Raw genomic sequence first — 19,054 nt, 5'->3', positions numbered from 1 at the left:
TGATCTTTATGTCGTTAATTAATACGTTGTGCTTTTCGGCGCAGCGCTCATGCCTAATGCGTATTAGCAGTACAATCACTTTGTTTTGTGTTGGAGGTGGTTATGTTGCGTAAACACCTACCCATGCTATTGTTTTTTTCAGTTTGCTTAATTTGGGGCACGACATGGCTTGCGATGGAAATCGCAGTACAAACCATACCTCCGATTTTTGCCACAGGGCTTCGCTTTTTTATCGCAGCGCCATTATTGATTCTCTTAGCTAAGTTGCTAAAACAGCCTCTATTTTTCCCCAAAGGAAAAATGGTTTGGATGTTAATCGTAGCTATTTTTTATTTTGCGATTCCATTTACTTTAATGATTTTTGGTGAGCAGTATATATCCTCGGGATTAGCTTCGATTATCTTTGCCAATATGCCTATTGCAGTGATGATAACTTCAACCCTTTTCCTTGGTTTGAGGTTACGAAAAGTCCAAATTCTAGGCTTATTGATCGCGGTATGTAGCCTCATCTTAATATTGGTCAATGAGATGAGCTTGGGCGGAGATGATTACCTGCTAGGGTTTGTTTCTTTAGGTGGCGCTGTAATAACACATGCAATGATGTATGTTTTAGTTGAGAAGCACTGTAAAGGCATTCCAGTACTCACGTACAACGCTCTTCCAAGCTTTGTAGCGTCAATCTGTTTGTTTATAACGTCATTGCTAGTTGAGCAGCCAAATATAACCATGTTCGCATTTGATTCTGTCGCAGCCGTGGTTTACTTAGGTTTGTTTGCGAGTGTAGGGGGGATTGTTGCGTACTTTAAGTTGGGGCAAGTTTCGACGCCATTTACGGCTTCAATTTGTTTCTTGTTTTTCCCATTGATCGCTTTGAGTCTATCAACGTGGTTTGCAGGAAACAGTATTTCGATGGCATCTATTTTGTTGATGATCCCATTATTAGGCGGGATTTTTGTGACGAAACTTGAGGTTTCATCATTGAATCAGTGGCATTCAATTCGACAAAGATTAAATGGTAAGCGACGAAAAGAGCTTTCCGCAGACGTTAATATTTGTCAGTCACTGCTCAAATAGCGATGGCCATAACAAACAAAAGCGCGACGAATCGCGCTTTTGTTTTTCTTCAATGAAAAATTATTCAATGTTTTGGATCTGTTCACGCATTTGCTCGATAAGTACTTTTAGCTCAACGCCTGAAGCGGTGATGTCAGTACTAATTGACTTAGATGCTAGTGTGTTTGATTCACGGTTAAACTCTTGCATCATGAAATCAAGACGACGACCCACAGCGCCACCTTTTTTCAAAATGCTAGTGGTCTCTTTTACGTGTGAATCAAGACGGTCAAGTTCTTCAGCAACATCAGATTTTTGAGCCAAGATAATCAGTTCTTGCTCTACGCGAGACGCATCAAGGTCGATCTTGGCATCTTCAAATTTATTCAATAGACGCTCACGTTGCCATTCTAGAATTTCTGGCATACGTGCACGAACTTTAATGACTTCAGCAGAGATAATAGCAAGACGTTGATCGATCAACGCTTTCATGTTCTCGCCTTCACGACCACGAGCTTCAATGAACTCACCGATTGCAGCATCAAAACCAGCAAGAAGGTCTTTGTTTACTGAATCCATGTCTTGTTCAGGAGCTTCCATTACGCCAGGCCATTGCATCACTTGGAATGGGTTCAAACGGCTAGACTCACCAGTCATTTTCATTACTTGCTCAGCGGCGTTGATCACTTGTTGAGCCAGTGTTTCGTTGATTGTAAGCTCGCCTTTTGCTGATGGGTTTGCTTCAAATCGCAATGCGCACTCTACCTTGCCGCGAGCAAGGCGTTGACGAAAGCGCTCACGCAGTACAGGTTCTAAACCACGGAACTGTTCAGGAAGGCGGAAGTAAGTTTCTAGGTAACGTTGGTTTACGCTGCGAATTTCCCATACAGCCGTGCCCCAATCGCCTTTCACTTCTTTGCGCGCGTAAGCGGTCATACTATAAATCATCGAATTTTCCTGTCTTTTATCTATGCTGAAAATTAACTCAGCTATAGTAGCAGGGATAGTGGGTATGGGCGAGAAATAGACTTCTCGCAACCGTTGTCTATTTCCGTTATAATCCTGCTCCAACCAAGCTCAACTCCCCTTAATTAATAGGTAGATGCCCATGCGTCCAAACGATCGCAAGGCGGATCAAATTCGCCCAATCAAAATTACTCGTAATTACACTGCTTACGCTGAAGGCTCGGTTCTTGTTGAGTTTGGCAATACCAAAGTATTGTGTAACGCGACAGTAGAAGACTCAGTTCCACGCTGGATGAAAGGCAAAGGTAAAGGCTGGGTAACCGCTGAATACGGAATGCTACCACGTGCGACACACTCACGTACTCGTCGTGAAGCTGCCAATGGTAAGCAAGGCGGTCGTACTATGGAAATCCAACGCTTGATCGCTCGTAGTTTACGTGCGGTTGTTGATCTAGAAGCGATGGGTGAGTTCATGGTAACAGTTGACTGTGATGTTATCCAAGCTGATGGCGGTACACGTACAGCGTCTATCTCTGGTGCAAGCGTTGCTTTGGCTGATGCATTCCAACACCTTATCGATAGCGGTAAGTTGAAAAAGAACCCAATGAAAGGCCACGTTGCTGCAGTCTCTGTTGGCATCTTGGGTGAAAACATTCTGTGCGATCTTGAATACGTTGAAGATTCAGCAGCAGATACAGATATGAATGTCGTGATGACTGAAGATGGTCGCATGATTGAAGTTCAGGGCACGGCAGAGGGTGAACCATTTACTCATGAGGAGTTGATGGATCTACTGACGGTGGCGAAGAAAGGCATCGCAGATATCGTTGTTGCTCAAAAATCCGCGTTGTCGGAATAATTTGATTTCTTTAATAGCTTCCTAAATGGAGGCTATTTTTTTATTTTCGTTATTGTTTATGAATGGTCTAGTGTATTGGGCCTTTAAGTAGAGATTGAGAGATGAAAGCATACCAGCGTGAGTTTATTGAATTTGCATTAGAGAAGGAAGTTTTGAAGTTTGGTGAATTCACCTTGAAATCAGGACGTAAAAGCCCTTATTTCTTTAATGCTGGCTTATTCAATACCGGTCGTGACTTGGCGCGTTTAGGTCGATTCTACGCAGCTGCTTTGGCTGATTCAGGTATTGAGTTTGATGTATTATTTGGCCCTGCATACAAAGGCATTCCAATTGCGACCACAACAGCGGTTGCACTAGCAGATCACCATGATATCGACACGCCTTACTGCTTTAACCGTAAAGAAGCAAAAGATCACGGTGAGGGTGGCAACTTAGTGGGTAGCGCGCTAGAAGGCCGCATCATGTTGGTTGATGATGTGATTACAGCGGGTACTGCGATTCGTGAATCAATGGAAATCATCCAAGCGAATGGCGCTGATCTAGCGGGTGTTCTTGTTGCGATTGATCGCCAAGAAAAAGGCAAAGGTGAATTGTCTGCGATTCAAGAAGTTGAACGTGACTTTGGCTGTGTCATTATCTCTATCGTAAGTCTGACAGACCTTATCACTTACCTTGAAGAAAAAGGTACTAGTGCTGAGCATTTAGAAGCGGTAAAAGCATATCGCGCTGAATACGGCATCTAACGTATAGAAACGTATTCGATTAAGTTTTTTCAAAGCCCCAAACCTAATGGTTGGGGCTTTTTAGTATAAGCGTTACCGTCGATATGACAGTTCAAAGCTAGCACAGAAGAGCGCTAGGACAAAAGAACACGAATACAGAGCTATTGGTAACGAATGCCTTTAGGCTGACTAGGATCTGCCATTGTTTTGAAGCGCTTGTGTAGCCACATCCATTGAGCTGGCGCACGCATAATAATTTGCTCAACATAGGTGTTCATGTAAGCAGCTGCGGCAGTTTCATCTCGTGGGTAGTCTTGCTCTATCGATGTGTCAGCAATAATGTCGTATTGCCCGTGACGATTTCTGAAACCAGATCCGGGAACGATGGCGCATTTGCTGGTATGAGCGATAATGCTGGTTCCTGTAGTTGTGCTTGCATCAGGCACAGCGAAAAAAGGCACAAAAACGGATTTGTTTCGACCGTAGTCATGGTCTGGAAGATAAAATAGTCGAGCACCTTTGCGCAGCACGCGGATCATCTGTTTGACATCTTTGCGGTCAATCAGCAAGTTACCATTGTGAGTACGTCCCCAGTGCTGAATGAAGTTGTAGGCCGGATTCTTATGTGGTCGATAGACACCATAGCCACCCACGCCCAGTACTGCGAACGCTCGCGCGGTAATTTCTAAATTCAAAGCGTGGACACAGCAAAGCAACACACCTTTGTTCGCGGCTTTGTGTTCATGCAGTACATGAATGTCTTTTTCTACGATAATTCGTTTGAAACGCCAAGTTGGCCAAAACCAAGTGATCCCTGTCTCAATGATGGCCATGCCCGTATTTTTGAAGTTCTCTAATACGATGGCATCACGCTCTTCTTTCGTTTGTTCTGGGAAAGCGAGTTCAAGATTGCGTTCAGTGATAGCTGCTCGTTTTTTTCCGTACTTTAATCCTAAAGTACCTAATGAGCGGCCGAACTTATATAGCAGAGAATAGGGGAGTATGTTGACGATAATGGCAAGAGAGCCAAAACCGAGCCATACACCCCAGTGCTTAGGGTGAAGTAAGGAGAAAGAGAATTCCGGTTTCGTATATTTGTCTTTACTCATAAACCTATCGCTTAACTTATTACTGAATTTGTGCGCTTAAGAGAGCCCAGTACTCTTCAAAATTGGCAGTGGGTGGGTACTTAAAATCAGAACGAACGAAGCGATTTAAACTGCCTTCTACTTGACCAAGAAGTTGGGCTGCAAGGATCTTTTCATCAATAGGAAAAGCTTTGCCTTCTCGTAATTTACGTTCACGAAGTATTTGGCGCAGTGATGTTTCAATACGCTCAAATAATTGATTTATACGGTCACGTAAGCGTTCATTTTCAAACATTAACGCATGTCCAGAAAGAATGCGAGTGAGTCCCGGATTTCGCTCTGCAAAAACAAGGATTAATTGCAAAACTAAGCGAATTCTCGTCAGAGTATCTTTCTCTTCATCAAGAATCCGGTTGATGCGAGACATCAAGGATTCTTCAATAAATTCAATCAAACCCTCGAACATGCGTGCTTTACTTGGGAAGTGGCGGTATAGCGCCGCTTCAGATACGCCAACTTGTTTTGCTAGTTTCGCGGTTGTAATTCGTGATGCGCCATCGGTCGATTCGAGCATTTGCGCTAGCGCTTGTAGTATTTCATCTCGGCGGTTTGTTTTTCTTGTTGCGGACATGAACGCTTTCCTTTAATTGCCACTTTATAGCAAAGAAGATTCGGCCCATTCTTAGTGAAAAGAAGAGGCGGCTATCTGGTATAAGTAAAATTCTCGATTACAGTTGGTTGGCGATAATCTGTAGAATTTGTTGGGCGATATTGTTTTTAGAATCTAAGGTAAGTGCTTGCTCACCTTCTTTCCAGTATACGGTTATCGCATTGTTGTTGCTATTGAATCCTTGGCCTTGGACTGAGACGTCGTTAGCACAAATCATGTCGAGGTTTTTACGCGCTAACTTGCCTCTAGCATACTGTTCAACATCTTGAGTTTCCGCAGCAAAACCGACAGTAAACGGACGTTGGCTAGTTAAAGCTGCGACAGATGCGACGATGTCAGGGTTTTTAACCATGCGCAGTGTCATGTCATCATTATCGCTAGTCTTCTTGATTTTCTGCTCTGCAATGGTTTCTGGGCGGTAGTCTGCAACTGCAGCGCAACTGATAAAGATATCGTTCGCTATTGCTTGCGTCATCACGGCTTGGTGCATTTCTTGTGCACTTTCAACATCAATACGAGTCACGTCTTGAGGTGTTGCTAGGGCAACTGGGCCACTGACAAGAGTCACTGTCGCGCCAAGTTGACGAGCTGCTTGCGCTAAAGCAAAGCCCATTTTTCCTGAGCTATGATTTGAAATATAACGAACAGGATCGATCGCTTCACGAGTTGGACCCGCTGAAATCAGGATGTTTTTCCCGAGTAGCGGCTTCGGGCTAAAGAATGCTTCACACAAATGCACAAGTTGCATTGGCTCTAACATGCGGCCAGGGCCGACATCACCACAAGCTTGTTCGCCAGCAGCTGGTCCCCAAATATGTATGCCACGACGCTCTAAAGTCGCGATGTTTTCTTGTGTCGCAAGGTTACGATACATCTGCTGATTCATTGCAGGAGAGACGGCAATCGGTGCCTCAGAAGCAAGAACTAGAGTCGATAGAAGATCGTTACCCATGCCAGCAGCCATACGTGCGATGAGATCTGCAGTAGCAGGTGCAAGTAAAACCAGATCGGCCCACTTAGCGAGCTCAATGTGGCCCATTGATGCTTCCGCAGCTGGGTCAAGTAAGCTATAGGATACTGGGCGACCCGATACGGCTTGCATGGTTAGCGGAGTAATGAATTCTTTTGCGGCAGCGGTCATCACAACTTGGACCTGCGCGCCACGCTCAATAAGACGACGGGTTAACTCCGCGCATTTGTAAGCAGCAATGCCACCACTGATGCCGAGTAGGATCTTTTTGCCTGCTAATGTTTGCATGATGATCTTTCCTTAAATTTTCTGCGCTAAAGATATCACGCAGCCGCGCTGGACTCTAGAAGTGTGGGCGGATGTTTTTGTATGAATGCTCAAGCTTGTGATGCCTGATAAACAAGTCACTTGCACGCTAGCACTTACTAACTGCCATACCGACTTAGCTAAAATTGACCAGCGTTCTTTCTCGGAGCGTACTCTGCCATATTGTTCCTTAGCATAATGAATCTCAAAGCATGAAGCTTAAGCAACGTTGCAATGCTAAATGAAATGCAGCCATACAGCAGTGACGCAATGAAGTAGGGCGGATGGCCCAAAGCCAAAAGATCAGAACTGAATAGAGAATAGCGAACAGAAAACTGCGAGGAAGCACAATGAAAGGAATTCCAACAGAATCAATGCCGAGAGAGAAGCTGCTCAATCAAGGGCCGCAGTCATTAACAGACGCAGAATTGTTGGCTATTTTTCTCCGAACCGGAACGCAAGGCATGAACGTTCTCGAATTGGCGGATTATTTACTCAAAGATTGTGGATCATTACGTCAACTTTTTGCAGCCAGTTGTGATGAATTTTGTCAGCATCGAGGTCTTGGTGAAGCAACGTATGTTCAATTACAGGCGGTGATTGAAATGACGCAGCGTTATTTGAGTGAAACACTCAAACGTGGAGATGCCTTAACCAGTCCGGAACAAACCAAGTTGTATCTTTCTAGTCGATTAAGGGATCGACAAAGAGAAGCATTTTATGTTCTGTTTTTAGACAATCAGCATCGCGTGATTAAAGATGAAATTCTTTTCGAGGGTACGATTGATTCAGCCTCGGTTTACCCACGAGAAGTCGTTAAACGCTCACTTGAGCATAATGCCGCTGCTTTAATTTTGGCCCACAATCACCCATCCGGTGTCGCAGAGCCGAGTCAGTCAGATCGGCGAATAACTCGTCGATTGTGTGATGCACTGGCTTTGGTCGATATTTCTATTCTTGACCATTTTGTTATCGGTGATGGTGAGGTCGTTTCTTTTGCGGAAAGAGGCTGGCTATGATTATTTTTGATTAATTAGTTTTGAAAAATTTATTTCTCATTTTTCGTGATTAATGAAATTACAGGGGCTTAGAGATGTTTTTTTCCAGATTCTATCGATTATCGCGCTAGGAGTCGGTGGAATAAGGAAAATGCTTGACGAATTGCTCATATTTTAGTTGTGAGATATGTGTTTTCTGCTACAATCGCCCGACATTTTTTTGAACTTAAATCAGCTCTGCTTAAAAAAAGATCACAGAAATCTATAAAAAGGATCTGTTCGGGTCTTGAGCAATGCTAACCAAGTTAGTATAATGCGCGACCTTTGATAGCCTTGTATAGACTTTCTATAGCGGATCTAAACCTCTAACCTTCTGTTTAGAAATAGAAGAGGTTCGGCCACCAAGGTTGATATCGAGCTGAAACGATTTTGGAGAAGACATTTATGTCACGAGTATGCCAAGTAACTGGTAAGCGTCCAGTAACGGGTAACAACCGTTCACACGCACGAAATGCTACTAAGCGTCGTTTTCTGCCGAACCTACAAACTCATCGTTTCTGGGTAGAGAGCGAAAAACGTTTTGTTAAACTACGCCTTACTGCAAAAGGTATGCGCATCATTGACAAGAAAGGCATCGATGCTGTTCTTGTTGAAATCCGTGCACGCGGCGAAAACGTTTAAGAGGAAATAGGCAATGGCAAAGAAAGGCGTTCGTGAAAAAATTCGTCTAGTATCTACTGCAAATACTGGTCACTTTTACACAACTGATAAAAACAAACGTAACATGCCGGGCAAATTTGAGATCAAGAAATTTGATCCAGTTGTTCGTCAACACGTTCTGTACAAAGAAGCTAAAATCAAGTAATTGATTTTTTCTTTGATGTTTATAAAAACCCAGCATTCAGTGTTGGGTTTTTTTATACCTGCAATTTATACATGTCCACCTAAGCGTCATCGAAACCGCACTAACTAGGCTAATTTAAGTAAGCTAATTTAAGCGTAAAATCTCTTAGGCTCAGCCCTTGAAAAGAGCGCCTTACCGACAAAATCTCTCCGATTGCATAAATTCAGTATATACTTCAATCAACTAGACAGTTGTAGGACGGCTACTATGCGAGCTTCTATTTCCCGACGTCGCCGTTGGAATAACATCTTAATCATTGGCGTTGTTGCATTCATGCTTATCTTGAATTTACCGAGCATCATCAAAACCTATTTGATTACGCCTGCACAAGAGAGCCAATATCCCTCTTTACTTCAGCCAGGTCATGATATTAAAGCGATCTATTTTTCTAAGTGGTCACTAGACAAAAATCAGGGGCAGTGGCGCTTAGAACCAATGATGGCTGTGGATGCTGACGAGTTAGTTCAGCGATGGCAAGACCTCGCAGGCACGGAAGTTGGCGATGAAAGCTATCAAAAATTACTACCGCAACTCTCGTCTCCTCAAACGATAGAGATTTGGTATGAAGATCTTGAAGAGCCTCAAAGGATCACTTTCTATCAAACCCCGAACTTCTGGCTACTAAAAAACTGGCAAGATAAATGGATAGCTGTTTCAGTTGAAGCGAGCTACTTATTCCCTTAAGGTATTACTTTCTAAAGGGAATCCACCATGCCAGAGCTACCCGAAGTCGAAGTCAGCCGAATGGGTATTACACCTCATTTAGTGGGTGAAACCATTCAATCCCTCACATTCCGCACGCCTAAATTACGTTGGGATATTCCTCAACAGCTCAAGCAACTAGAGCATCAAGTGATTCGCCGTATTTCTCGACGTGCAAAATACCTCATTATTGAAACCGATGTCGGCAGCGCCATTGTTCATCTTGGTATGTCTGGCTCACTGCGCATTTTAGATGCAGACCTCACAGCGGGTAAACATGACCATGTTGATATCAAGCTGACTAACGGAAAAATCCTCCGCTATAACGATCCGCGCCGTTTTGGAGCTTGGCTTTGGTGTGCGCCAGGCGAAAATCATGCAGTCCTAAACAATATCGGCCCAGAACCGTTAACCGATGAATTCAATGCCGAATACATGTTTGCGAGAGCGCAAGGTAAGCGAGTCACGGTTAAACAGTTCATTATGGACAATAAAATCGTTGTCGGCGTTGGTAACATTTATGCGTGTGAATCTTTGTTCAGTGCTGGCATTAACCCGACGAGAGCTGCGGGGCAAATATCTTTGGTTGAATGGCTGCGTTTAGTTGACGAAATAAAACGAGTATTAGCGAAAGCGATTCAGCAAGGTGGAACCACACTTAAAGACTTCGCCCAAGCTGACGGAAAACCTGGCTACTTCGCACAAGAGCTTTTGGTATATGGTCGAGCGGGTAAACCTTGTACAATTTGCGGTGAATTGATCGAAGAGCAGAAGATAGGTCAAAGGAATACGTTTTTTTGTTCACAGTGTCAGAGGTAGTGTATTTGTCTGATTCGAAAGAAAACAGACAGCAATGCTGAATTACTGACCAAGAAGTCGTGAAACATAGGTTAAGTATCGCTATAATTACTCCCTTTGTTTAAGCCTAAATTGTTGTAGGAGACGCCTTAAATGGTGCAACCCATTGAGCATGTTTTTGTGATTCACGTAAGTGAAGGATATGAAGAGCGAAGACAACACATTGAATCACATCTACCTAAATGTGGTCTCGCTAGTTTTGAGTATATGCTTGATGGTGATATTAAAGACTTAACGACAGATGTATTAGAGTCCCTGTTTAAAGGCAGTTCTCAAAGCGCTCCTGAAAAATCTTGTTTTTATAAGCACTTTCTTGTTTATAAAGCGATTGTAGAGCGCAAGTTACCATTTGCTCTAGTATTAGAAGATGATGCGTATTTAGCTAAAGATTTTTCAAATAAGCTCAAGCGTGTTGTTGATGAAGCTTCAAATTATTCAAATTATTTGATTAATATTGAAAGTGCTTATCTCAGTGTTCCTATTAAATATAGAGTGGCAAATCAACATATCTATCTAGCTAAGTATACAAAAATGACCGGTGGGTATGTTATTGACTATGTTGCAGCTAAAAAAATATATGATTATCTTTTGCTGAATCCGGCTCATCTTCCAATTGATGTTTATCAAAGTGAAATGAGAGATATTATAGGGTTTAATATTTGTTGGTCTCATCCTGCACTAGTTCAACAAGGTAGTAAAAATGGAACATTTGCTAGTTCAATCAATTGTGAAGGTGATTCAATAATTGATAAATGTAAATTTGTGATAAAAAACTATCACAAAAAATACATCTGGAGTCATATAAATAAAAGAGTACTGAGAGTGTTTGAAAATGTTAAATATCATAAATAAAGAAAAAACACTTAGTGTCATATTTTTACTACCATTATTTTGGATGGCCACTGGAATGTTATGGGATGGTGATGGTGATATGCGCCTGGTTCCTATCATTCTAATTGTTTCGCTAATATCGACATTTTATTTCCGGTTTGAGGTTATAAAAGAAAATTTCAAGAATAGTATTTGGATTAAAGCATTATTAGTGAGTGGTGTTTTTTCTATCGTTGCATATCAAACTTATGGTTTTGACTCTCGAGAACTGCGAGCAACGCTTGGTATTTTATTTTTATTATCAATTACACCAAAAAAATATTATACAGTTGAACGTTTACAATGGTTTTTATTTTTTAGTGCGATAACGTGTTTTGTATACGCGTACTATTATCAAGAGATGACTTTACTTAATCGAGGAGCTTGGCCTATTAATGCGATACCATTCGCGACAATTTGTGGGCTAATTTCAGTTTCATCAATAGGTGTTATTTTTTTACAGTTAAATAAGTTATTGAAATGGCTGTCAATTTTTTCTTTAATATTATCTTTTTCTTCTTTGTTGATTAGTCAATCTCGAGGTCCTTTAATCGCATTTGTTTCTATTATTGTGTTTGTGTTGTTTTTTTATGGACTAAAAAAATCCAAATTAAAAACAATTGTTTTTTTATGCTTGGTAATATTAAGTTGCTACTTTATAAGTAATATCCCTATCGTAAAAGAAAGGATAGAGACAACAGTCGCTGAATACAATTCTATTAAAAATGGGAATTATAATACATCCATAGGTTACCGAATAAATATGCAGAAAATTGCATTTAAGCTATGGTGTAAAAAACCTATTATTGGCTACGGGAAAGATATTAGGTATGAATTTGACGAAATGTTATTAAAAGGAGATATTGATAAAGAGTTGCATAGATTCATCACAATGACATTCCATAATGGTTATTTAGATAAGTTTGTCATGTATGGATTGATGGGCGGTGGAATATTTTTATTATTCATTATATATCCAATTATAGTGGCAAGGAAATATCGAGAGACTAATCATTGGATATTACTTATCTTGCTATCTGGGTTTATTGCAATATGTAATCTCTCGGATGCTCCATTTATCAATGCTCAGGCTGCGATTTATTATTTCTTCTTGATTGGTTTTATTATGACGATGCTTGAAAATGAAAGGGAGAAGCAGGATGAAGCTCTTCTATTATCTTAAACACGCCTCTTTAGAGATTCTTCCACAGAGCGTATTTAACTTTAACCGCAGTCGGTTGGAGAAGAAGTACCAAAGCTTGTCTCAAGAAATAACCAATCGAGTGAACTACTACTGTAAGGTAGAAAGTCCTTTTGTGCTTCCTGAAAATGAAACGCAGATTGGAAATTATAGACGCAAAGGCTATACCTCTTATTATTTTGATTTAAAAGAGTTTTTGCATTACTTCCCGAAGCAGTATCGTTTTAAGTATTATTTTGGTGATGAAACGCACATTGAACCTTTACCGACCTTGTTTAAGGCGAGGCCAGTAGCAGGTGACAATCAAAATTCAGTACTGTTTAAACTGGATAAACGTCGTCATTTTCGCTTCGTGAACGATACGCTTTCATTTGATGATAAAAAGGATATGGCGGTCTTTCGCGGTGCAGTAACGCAGCCGCATCGTATCCGTTTTATGCAGGCGTTGTTTGATCATCCGTTAGTTGATGCTGGGCAGTCTAACCCATCTTCCGAGCACCCAGAGTGGCAACAACCCTTTATGTCGGTTGAAGAACAGCTACAGTATAAATTCTTAATTTGCTTAGAGGGCAATGATGTTGCTTCTAACTTAAAGTGGGCGATGTCTTCAAATTCAGTCGTCATTACACCGAAGATGCATTTTGAAACTTGGTTCATGGAAGGAACTTTACAAGCAGGTATACATTACATCGAAGTGAAAGATGATTTTTCCGATTTTGAAGAGAAAATTGAGTATTACCTAGCTCATCCAGAAGAAGCAAAACAAATCATTCGTAATGCACATGAATACCTTAAACCATTTATGAATGAAGAACTTGAGCAGCTTGTCAGCATTAAAGTGTTAGAACGTTATTTTGAGTTGTCCGGCCAACGTCAGAAGAAAGAAGTATGAAAATTTTAGTAATTGGACCGTCATGGGTCGGCGATATGGTGATGTCTCAAGGTTTGTATATTGAGTTAAAATCGCAATATCCAGAGGCGAAAATTGATGTTTTAGCCCCTGCTTGGTGCAAGTCAATCTTAGAAAGAATGCCCCAGATTGATCAAGCCTTGGCAATGCCACTTGGACATGGCGAGTTCGATCTTAAAACTCGTTATAAGATGGGGAGATCATTAGCGAATCAAGGCTATGATCGGGCGTATATTTTACCAAACTCGGCTAAGTCTGCTCTGATTCCATTTTTCGCAGGTATTAAACAGCGCATTGGCTGGAAAGGTGAAATGCGTTATGGCTTGTTGAATGATATTCGTAGCAACAAAAAAGCATTCCAATATATGTTGGAACGTTACGTTGCACTTGCTCATCCCAAATCTGAAATGACGGGAAGCGGGTGCCTTGGTGCGTTGGCTGACTTACCTTACCCGCACTTAACGATTTATAATGAAAGTCAGCAGAGTGCCATTAAACAATTTAACCTAAATCAAGAGCGACCAATCCTTGGTTTATGTCCCGGTGCTGAATTTGGCCCGGCAAAGCGTTGGCCTGATGCACATTTTGCACAAGTTGCGACAGCAATGATTAAGCAAGGTTATCAAGTGTGGCTATTTGGTTCAGCAAAAGATAACGAAGTCACCACTCAGATCATTGAGCAGGTTGAACCGGATTTACAACAATACTGTGCTAATTTGGCAGGTGGCACGAGTTTGATTCAAGCGATTGATCTTATTGGGGCATGCAAAACAGTCGTGAGTAATGACTCTGGGCTTATGCACGTTGCGGCGGCGGTAGGGGGTAATGTGGTCGCGGTTTATGGTTCTAGTTCTCCTAAATATACCCCACCACTAACGGACAAATTAGCAATTCTAAATACGGATATTGATTGTCGTCCGTGTTTTGAACGTACCTGCCCGAAAGGTCATTTAAAATGTTTGGTGGATTTACAACCAAGCAGAGTGATTAATGCTATCCAGCAATTTGAAACGGTAGCTTAAAGCCATGACTGCTATCACTCGTGGCCTATATACGATCTTGCTTGCTCTGGTTAGCCCGCTTCTATTATGGGGTTTATATCGCTCTAAGCCAAATAAACCCTCGTTTGGTAAGCGTTGGAGAGAGCACTTTGGTTTTACTCTTAAAATTGAAAACTCTCGCAATGGGGTGATTTGGCTACATGCAGTTTCTGTCGGGGAAGCTATTGCAAGCAGCAAGTTAATTGCTGAGCTAACAGCAAGATACCCGGATAAAACATTACTGATTACAACGACAACCAGTACCGGTGCTGAACAAATAGCAAAGATCATAAAAAACCTTGGTGCTAGTGATAATATCGTTCACCGTTATATGCCGATCGATTTTTCTTGGTGTGTGCGTCGTTTTATCCGTATCGTTAACCCTGAAATGATGCTGATTATAGAAACAGAAATTTGGCCGAATACGATACATACAGTCGCGAATCGAAATATTCCTATTGTTTTGGTCAATGGTCGTTTATCTGAAAAATCAGCAAGAAATTATCATAGATTGCGCCTGTTAATTGATCCTATATTAAAAAAATTAGCGGAATTACTTGTTGTGCATGGGGCTGACCAAGATCGTTTTATCGCTCTTGGTGTCAGTCAACAAAAAATAAAAACGACAGGGTCGTTAAAGTATGACATTGCGATTGACGATGGGGCGATCACTTTAGGCAATCAACTTCGTGACCAGTTGGGCTGTGAGCGAAAAGTTTGGATTGCCGCCAGTACACATGCGGGGGAAGATGAAAACGTGCTTGCAGCTTACCAACAAGCCAAAGCAATGGTTCCAGAATTACTGTTGGTACTAGTCCCTCGTCACCCAGAACGGTTTGATGATGTCGCTCAGTTAGTTGAATCCTATCAGCTAAAAGTGGTTCGCCGTACTCAATTGGGCGCTAAAGAGTTAGATAATACGGTAGATGTTTACCTAGCAGATACCATGGGCGAGATGATGACGCTGCTTGCAGCAAGCGATATCGTGTTTATGGGCGGTAGCTTACTTGGCCAGAAAGTCGGTGGCCATAATTTTATTGAACCGGCCATACTCGGTAAATTCTGTATAACAGGACCAAGTTATTACAATTTTGCAGATTTAGCCCAACAACTAATGGCAGAAAATGCATTATCAGTGGTTGAAGACAGTGCTTCATTAGCTGACGTATTAATGAGTAATTTAGCAAACCAAAATGAAATGTTTAAAAAAGGGATCGCAGGAAAAGAAGTAGTGGTGCGTAATCAAGGCGCACTGATCAAAACACTTTCTGCTATTGATGCGATTCAAACCAAGAAGAATATACAATGATCAAAACGTTTATTATCCATGTTAGCAAAGGTTATGAAGACCGTCGCCAGCATATCGACACCCATCTTCCGCAAGTCGGTCTAACTGATTATGAATATATGTTGCGTGGTGATATTGATGATTTGAGTGAAGAAATTCGTCATGAGTTTTTTTCTAACGATCTGAATCTTCCGCAGATGTCGTGTTTATATAAGCACTACCTAGTAATGAAAAAAGTGGTTGATGAAAATATTCCTTTAGTTTTGGTATTGGAAGATGATGCATTGTTGGTCCCTGACTTTGTCACTAAGTTAAATACTTATATAGAGGAAGTGCAAGGACAACAAGGTTTTGTTGTTAATATAGAAGAAGCCTCTAATCTAGTACCTTTCTCAGTTCGTAAGCCTAATCAGAACCTTTATTTATGCAAAACAAATAAATTGACGGGTGGTTTGTTGTACGATTTAGAGTTTGCAAAGCGAATGGTTAAGTATTTAGAAAGTACGGTTACCAATGCTCCAATAGATGGTTTAATCGGCAATGAAAGAGAAAATTTACAGTATAATATTTATTGGACCCATCCACCGTTGGTAAGACAAGGAAGTAAAACTGGTCTTTTTGCAAGTGAGTTAAGTGGTAGAACGGCAGGCTTATATGCAACAGTTCGTAGTTGGTTTAAAGAGAATTATAGAACACATGTACGCAGTCATCTTAGCAATAAGCAAAAAGCACTATTTCAGAATATAGATAAGTATTAGGGCGACGACAGGATGGAATCAAAACAGTATCTAACATTTGTTATTTATGGACATGATCTTACTTATTATCAAGGTGCTCGCTTTGGTATTTTGTCTTTTTTAGCAAACTGGCATGGCAAGAATCGGCCACAAGTCGTCGTACTAACAGAAGAAACAGAACATTTTGATGATTTACCAATTCTCGTAATTCCGATAACTTCAGAGCAAAAGAATGATTGGAGCTTAGGAAATAATTATCATTTTCGTATTAAAAATCGAGGATTGAAATATATCTCAAAATATATCAACTTACAGCCTGAAGATAAGTTGGTTTTTCTAGATACGGATACTTACTTCACTCAAGCGACTAATATCTATTTTGATTCGATAACATCAAAAAAGGCGTTGATGTATTTTCCTGAAGTAAAGATCAATGATCTACCTGAATCGAATGAATACGCGATAATACGGAACAAAAATCACCTATTAGCAGATGGTAGTTCTTATCGTGTAACTGATAAATCCACTATGTGGGCGTCAGCGGTTATTGGTGTGACTGGGTCAATGATTAACAGTCTAGATTATGCTGATATGCTTATCACGACTCTTAGAGAAAATGGATGCAGAGCGCATACACTGGAACAATATGCGTTATCTGAAGCTTTATCTCGTGATGTTGAATTAGTCGCAGCAAAAAGCTGGTTAAATCATTATTCAACTAGTGGAAGAAAAGATTGGGGTCGTAAAGTCCTTCAGCGATTTTTTGCACAATATGGGCAGTTATCTTTTGAAGAACAAATAGAACGAGCGAAAAAAGTGAGTTTCGCTCGTCCATTATCAGAAGTTATTCGTGGACATATATACAAAAAGAAGAAAAAGTTACTCGCGTTATTTAAAAATACCTCAAGCAAGTGATTTATAGTTATTTTTACTTATGATGGGAGCAACTGCTCCCATTTTACTTCCCCCATGCCTGCTTAAATAGAGGGATTAATTGTTGAGCACCATACTCACTTAAATGGTCATCATCAAAATACATAGGCTTATTGTTTATATCGCCATCACATGATGTTTCATCACAGAGCCATGGTGCAGGATCTAAAACAGTGACGTTGCAATCTGCTTCAAGCTCTTGATACAACTTGTTCAGTGGTTCAATTCTTCTTTGATATTCATTAAGTGTAATACTTACAGAGATATCATCCTTTCCTTGAAGTAAGTTTTTGTACATTGTCTTTGGAACATTATCTCTAAGCTCTGGGGTTTGCTTAAGCAAATAGACAGGATTAGATTGACTAATTTCACAGACAGTCGCTTTAAATGATTCTAATATCCCTAACTCATAATCTTGTGTAGGTGTTTGATATTTTTTGTCATCAATAATGAGATTTGCCTTATGGCGCAATCCTTTCCAATCATTATCATTTGCTCCCGAAACGTAGAGAGCCGTCCTATTAATAATAAAAACAGGAATGCCGGGGTAAAGAGATTTAACCTTATTTATCGAAGATTCAATGAATAAACCACATTCGGGTGACACCTCTCCTCCATTCAACTCACGTTTGACATTTTTAATGGTTGGGCAAGAACTTCGAGTCCAATCTAAAGTAGAGGTTTTTGAAGGTGCCGATTTTTCTATGCTTCTAACTACTGATTGCGCATGGCTATCACCAAGAACAATAGCACCAATAGGACCATTGCCGTATTGGCACTCAGGAGAATCACCAAATTCGACATGGCATTGCTTACTTTGAGGATTGCGATCATTTATAGCATCCGCAATTGTTAACTCTTGTGTCGTTAATCTCCACAGCATACCTTTACTGTCATAAACCAGTTGACCAAGTAGTGCTGTCAGCAACATTAACAAGAATGGTGGGTAAGTAAGGACTGTTTTCAGGCTGATATTTTGTAGTTTTGGTCGATACTGCTCAATACTTCTATAAGAAATAAAGCCTAACAATATTGAAATGCTCAGGCCCAATAAATTGATTATGTTGGTGTTACTTGTCAGTGTTTTGATGTAAACATTGACCGGCCAGTGCCAGAGGTAAATCGAATATGACCATAACCCTAGACTATTTATTACACGATTACTTAAGTAATCTGTAGAACTTGATTGATTTATATAGAGAATGATTGCCGTTGCAAGGACCGGCAATGCCGTGTAGTAGTTTGGCCAAACATTAGAGCTTGAGAAAATAAAGATACTCACAATCAGAGCAAAAAAACTTATAACATTAATGGCTTTAACATGTTTTAGTGATGATTTTTTATAAGACAATTGTGTCGCGGCGACCCCACCGAGTAATAATTCCCAAGCACGAGTTGGCAATGTGTAATAAACAGATGAGGGGTCGACTTTTGCATAAATTAGACATAGGACAAAACTAAAAGCGGTCAATATCCAAAGTAATTTATTTAGGTATTTAATGCTAAATAGTTTTTTTATGGCCAAGATTATTATCGGGTAAATGAGGTAGAACTGCCATTCAACAGAAAGTGACCAAGTATGTAGTAACCACTTCTCTTGAGCTGCGACATCAAAGTAACCAGATTCTTTTAAATAGGCAATATTCGAGATAAATCCCATACTCATGAGGATATGCTTGCCTAACTTTCTTAAATCCCATGGTGTTAGGTAAATCATGCCGACAATAAGAGTGACGATACACATTATGGCTAAAGCGGGGATTATTCGACTGGCTCGTGCTGCATAAAATTGAGCCAAGGAAAAAGTCTTCTTCTCGATACCGGTAGCGATGATTTTTGTCATTAAAAATCCCGATATAACAAAAAAAATATCGACGCCAACGAAACCACCAGGAAGGTAGTGTGCAAAGAAATGGAAAACAACCACACTGATTACGGCAAAAGCCCGTAATGCGTTAATATCATAGCGAAAATTCATA

20 protein-coding genes are annotated in these 19,054 nt (G+C 40.7%); 15 read left to right on the top strand and 5 right to left on the bottom strand.

Features of this window, described 5'->3' with window-relative positions:
• The first annotated feature begins 102 nt into the window (after positions 1 to 102).
• Entirely contained in the window at positions 103 to 1,074 is a 972-nt protein-coding gene (locus tag DZ860_RS08360; RefSeq protein WP_120030477.1) for a DMT family transporter, read from the top strand.
• 60 nt (positions 1,075 to 1,134) lie between these two features.
• Here DZ860_RS08360 and DZ860_RS08355 read toward each other — a convergent pair whose 3' ends face one another.
• Positions 1,135 to 2,001: a YicC/YloC family endoribonuclease gene (locus DZ860_RS08355; RefSeq protein WP_120030476.1), complete on the bottom strand. Its 867-nt coding sequence runs from the start codon at positions 1,999 to 2,001 to the stop codon at positions 1,135 to 1,137.
• Between the two features lie 160 nt (positions 2,002 to 2,161).
• On the opposite strand from DZ860_RS08355, the gene rph reads away from it, so the two are divergent.
• Positions 2,162 to 2,878: a ribonuclease PH gene (rph, locus tag DZ860_RS08350; RefSeq protein WP_120030475.1), complete on the top strand. Its 717-nt coding sequence runs from the start codon at positions 2,162 to 2,164 to the stop codon at positions 2,876 to 2,878.
• A 101-nt stretch (positions 2,879 to 2,979) separates the two neighbouring features.
• A complete protein-coding gene (pyrE, locus tag DZ860_RS08345) occupies positions 2,980 to 3,621 on the top strand; it encodes an orotate phosphoribosyltransferase (protein ID WP_120030474.1) in 642 nt (213 codons plus the stop codon).
• Positions 3,622 to 3,761: 140 nt separating this feature from the next.
• On the opposite strand, the gene DZ860_RS08340 is transcribed toward pyrE, so the two are convergent.
• The 3 genes from DZ860_RS08340 to coaBC all read right to left on the bottom strand — a co-directional run bounded on the left by DZ860_RS08340 (position 3,762) and on the right by coaBC (position 6,616).
• A complete protein-coding gene (locus DZ860_RS08340) occupies positions 3,762 to 4,709 on the bottom strand; it encodes a Kdo(2)-lipid IV(A) acyltransferase (RefSeq protein ID WP_120030473.1) in 948 nt (315 codons plus the stop codon).
• A 19-nt stretch (positions 4,710 to 4,728) separates the two neighbouring features.
• Entirely contained in the window at positions 4,729 to 5,319 is a 591-nt protein-coding gene (slmA, locus tag DZ860_RS08335; RefSeq protein ID WP_120030472.1) for a nucleoid occlusion factor SlmA, read from the bottom strand.
• A 97-nt stretch (positions 5,320 to 5,416) separates the two neighbouring features.
• Entirely contained in the window at positions 5,417 to 6,616 is a 1,200-nt protein-coding gene (gene coaBC, locus DZ860_RS08330; protein ID WP_120030471.1) for a bifunctional phosphopantothenoylcysteine decarboxylase/phosphopantothenate--cysteine ligase CoaBC, read from the bottom strand.
• Between the two features lie 368 nt (positions 6,617 to 6,984).
• Between coaBC and radC the strand changes: the two genes are divergently transcribed.
• The 12 genes from radC (at position 6,985) to DZ860_RS08270 (ending at position 17,057) form a co-directional block, all read left to right on the top strand.
• Positions 6,985 to 7,653, top strand: a complete 669-nt coding sequence (gene radC / locus DZ860_RS08325; protein WP_120030470.1) for a RadC family protein — start codon at positions 6,985 to 6,987, stop codon at positions 7,651 to 7,653.
• Positions 7,654 to 8,076: 423 nt separating this feature from the next.
• Entirely contained in the window at positions 8,077 to 8,313 is a 237-nt protein-coding gene (gene rpmB / locus DZ860_RS08320) for a 50S ribosomal protein L28 (protein WP_120030469.1), read from the top strand.
• 13 nt (positions 8,314 to 8,326) lie between these two features.
• Positions 8,327 to 8,497: a 50S ribosomal protein L33 gene (rpmG, locus tag DZ860_RS08315; RefSeq protein WP_120030468.1), complete on the top strand. Its 171-nt coding sequence runs from the start codon at positions 8,327 to 8,329 to the stop codon at positions 8,495 to 8,497.
• Positions 8,498 to 8,743: 246 nt separating this feature from the next.
• Positions 8,744 to 9,220 carry a hypothetical protein gene (locus tag DZ860_RS08310; RefSeq protein WP_120030467.1) on the top strand — a complete coding sequence of 159 codons (477 nt, stop codon included), beginning with the start codon at positions 8,744 to 8,746 and terminating at the stop codon, positions 9,218 to 9,220.
• Positions 9,221 to 9,247: 27 nt separating this feature from the next.
• Positions 9,248 to 10,057 (top strand): bifunctional DNA-formamidopyrimidine glycosylase/DNA-(apurinic or apyrimidinic site) lyase, encoded by an 810-nt coding sequence (mutM, locus tag DZ860_RS08305; RefSeq protein WP_120030466.1) that lies wholly within the window; start codon positions 9,248 to 9,250, stop codon positions 10,055 to 10,057.
• Positions 10,058 to 10,189: 132 nt separating this feature from the next.
• On the top strand, positions 10,190 to 10,948 hold the full coding sequence (locus tag DZ860_RS08300) for a glycosyltransferase family 25 protein (RefSeq protein ID WP_120030465.1): 759 nt from the start codon (positions 10,190 to 10,192) through the stop codon (positions 10,946 to 10,948).
• Positions 10,929 to 12,149, top strand: coding sequence for an O-antigen ligase family protein (locus DZ860_RS08295; RefSeq protein WP_120030464.1), 1,221 nt, complete (start codon positions 10,929 to 10,931; stop codon positions 12,147 to 12,149). Before DZ860_RS08300 ends, DZ860_RS08295 begins: the two co-directional genes overlap by 20 nt.
• Positions 12,127 to 13,059: a glycosyl transferase family 90 gene (locus DZ860_RS08290; RefSeq protein ID WP_120030463.1), complete on the top strand. Its 933-nt coding sequence runs from the start codon at positions 12,127 to 12,129 to the stop codon at positions 13,057 to 13,059. Before DZ860_RS08295 ends, DZ860_RS08290 begins: the two co-directional genes overlap by 23 nt.
• Positions 13,056 to 14,099 (top strand): lipopolysaccharide heptosyltransferase II, encoded by a 1,044-nt coding sequence (gene waaF / locus DZ860_RS08285; RefSeq protein WP_120030462.1) that lies wholly within the window; start codon positions 13,056 to 13,058, stop codon positions 14,097 to 14,099. Before DZ860_RS08290 ends, waaF begins: the two co-directional genes overlap by 4 nt.
• Before the next feature lie 4 nt (positions 14,100 to 14,103).
• A complete protein-coding gene (waaA, locus tag DZ860_RS08280) occupies positions 14,104 to 15,426 on the top strand; it encodes a lipid IV(A) 3-deoxy-D-manno-octulosonic acid transferase (RefSeq protein WP_120030461.1) in 1,323 nt (440 codons plus the stop codon).
• Positions 15,423 to 16,163 (top strand): glycosyltransferase family 25 protein, encoded by a 741-nt coding sequence (locus DZ860_RS08275; protein ID WP_120030460.1) that lies wholly within the window; start codon positions 15,423 to 15,425, stop codon positions 16,161 to 16,163. The genes waaA and DZ860_RS08275 overlap by 4 nt, the downstream gene beginning before the upstream one ends.
• Positions 16,164 to 16,175: 12 nt before the next feature.
• Positions 16,176 to 17,057 carry a hypothetical protein gene (locus tag DZ860_RS08270; protein ID WP_120030459.1) on the top strand — a complete coding sequence of 294 codons (882 nt, stop codon included), beginning with the start codon at positions 16,176 to 16,178 and terminating at the stop codon, positions 17,055 to 17,057.
• Positions 17,058 to 17,100: 43 nt separating this feature from the next.
• On the opposite strand, the gene DZ860_RS08265 is transcribed toward DZ860_RS08270, so the two are convergent.
• Entirely contained in the window at positions 17,101 to 19,053 is a 1,953-nt protein-coding gene (locus tag DZ860_RS08265; RefSeq protein ID WP_120030458.1) for an acyltransferase family protein, read from the bottom strand.
• Position 19,054: the final 1 nt, after the last annotated feature.

The organism is Vibrio sinensis, from assembly GCF_003605645.1.
GTDB classification, from domain to species: Bacteria; Pseudomonadota; Gammaproteobacteria; order Enterobacterales; family Vibrionaceae; genus Vibrio; species Vibrio sinensis.
Note: the sequence above shows the minus strand (reverse complement) of the source record. Positions and strands in the feature narration are given on the sequence as shown.

Coding starts and splice junctions, on each gene's coding strand:
- DZ860_RS08360 (WP_120030477.1), top strand. CDS start 103: ATGTTGCGTAAACACCTACCCATGCTATTGTTTTTTTCAGTTTGCTTA.
- DZ860_RS08355 (WP_120030476.1), bottom strand. CDS start 2,001: ATGATTTATAGTATGACCGCTTACGCGCGCAAAGAAGTGAAAGGCGAT.
- rph (WP_120030475.1), top strand. CDS start 2,162: ATGCGTCCAAACGATCGCAAGGCGGATCAAATTCGCCCAATCAAAATT.
- pyrE (WP_120030474.1), top strand. CDS start 2,980: ATGAAAGCATACCAGCGTGAGTTTATTGAATTTGCATTAGAGAAGGAA.
- DZ860_RS08340 (WP_120030473.1), bottom strand. CDS start 4,709: ATGAGTAAAGACAAATATACGAAACCGGAATTCTCTTTCTCCTTACTT.
- slmA (WP_120030472.1), bottom strand. CDS start 5,319: ATGTCCGCAACAAGAAAAACAAACCGCCGAGATGAAATACTACAAGCG.
- coaBC (WP_120030471.1), bottom strand. CDS start 6,616: ATGCAAACATTAGCAGGCAAAAAGATCCTACTCGGCATCAGTGGTGGC.
- radC (WP_120030470.1), top strand. CDS start 6,985: ATGAAAGGAATTCCAACAGAATCAATGCCGAGAGAGAAGCTGCTCAAT.
- rpmB (WP_120030469.1), top strand. CDS start 8,077: ATGTCACGAGTATGCCAAGTAACTGGTAAGCGTCCAGTAACGGGTAAC.
- rpmG (WP_120030468.1), top strand. CDS start 8,327: ATGGCAAAGAAAGGCGTTCGTGAAAAAATTCGTCTAGTATCTACTGCA.
- DZ860_RS08310 (WP_120030467.1), top strand. CDS start 8,744: ATGCGAGCTTCTATTTCCCGACGTCGCCGTTGGAATAACATCTTAATC.
- mutM (WP_120030466.1), top strand. CDS start 9,248: ATGCCAGAGCTACCCGAAGTCGAAGTCAGCCGAATGGGTATTACACCT.
- DZ860_RS08300 (WP_120030465.1), top strand. CDS start 10,190: ATGGTGCAACCCATTGAGCATGTTTTTGTGATTCACGTAAGTGAAGGA.
- DZ860_RS08295 (WP_120030464.1), top strand. CDS start 10,929: ATGTTAAATATCATAAATAAAGAAAAAACACTTAGTGTCATATTTTTA.
- DZ860_RS08290 (WP_120030463.1), top strand. CDS start 12,127: ATGAAGCTCTTCTATTATCTTAAACACGCCTCTTTAGAGATTCTTCCA.
- waaF (WP_120030462.1), top strand. CDS start 13,056: ATGAAAATTTTAGTAATTGGACCGTCATGGGTCGGCGATATGGTGATG.
- waaA (WP_120030461.1), top strand. CDS start 14,104: ATGACTGCTATCACTCGTGGCCTATATACGATCTTGCTTGCTCTGGTT.
- DZ860_RS08275 (WP_120030460.1), top strand. CDS start 15,423: ATGATCAAAACGTTTATTATCCATGTTAGCAAAGGTTATGAAGACCGT.
- DZ860_RS08270 (WP_120030459.1), top strand. CDS start 16,176: ATGGAATCAAAACAGTATCTAACATTTGTTATTTATGGACATGATCTT.
- DZ860_RS08265 (WP_120030458.1), bottom strand. CDS start 19,053: ATGAATTTTCGCTATGATATTAACGCATTACGGGCTTTTGCCGTAATC.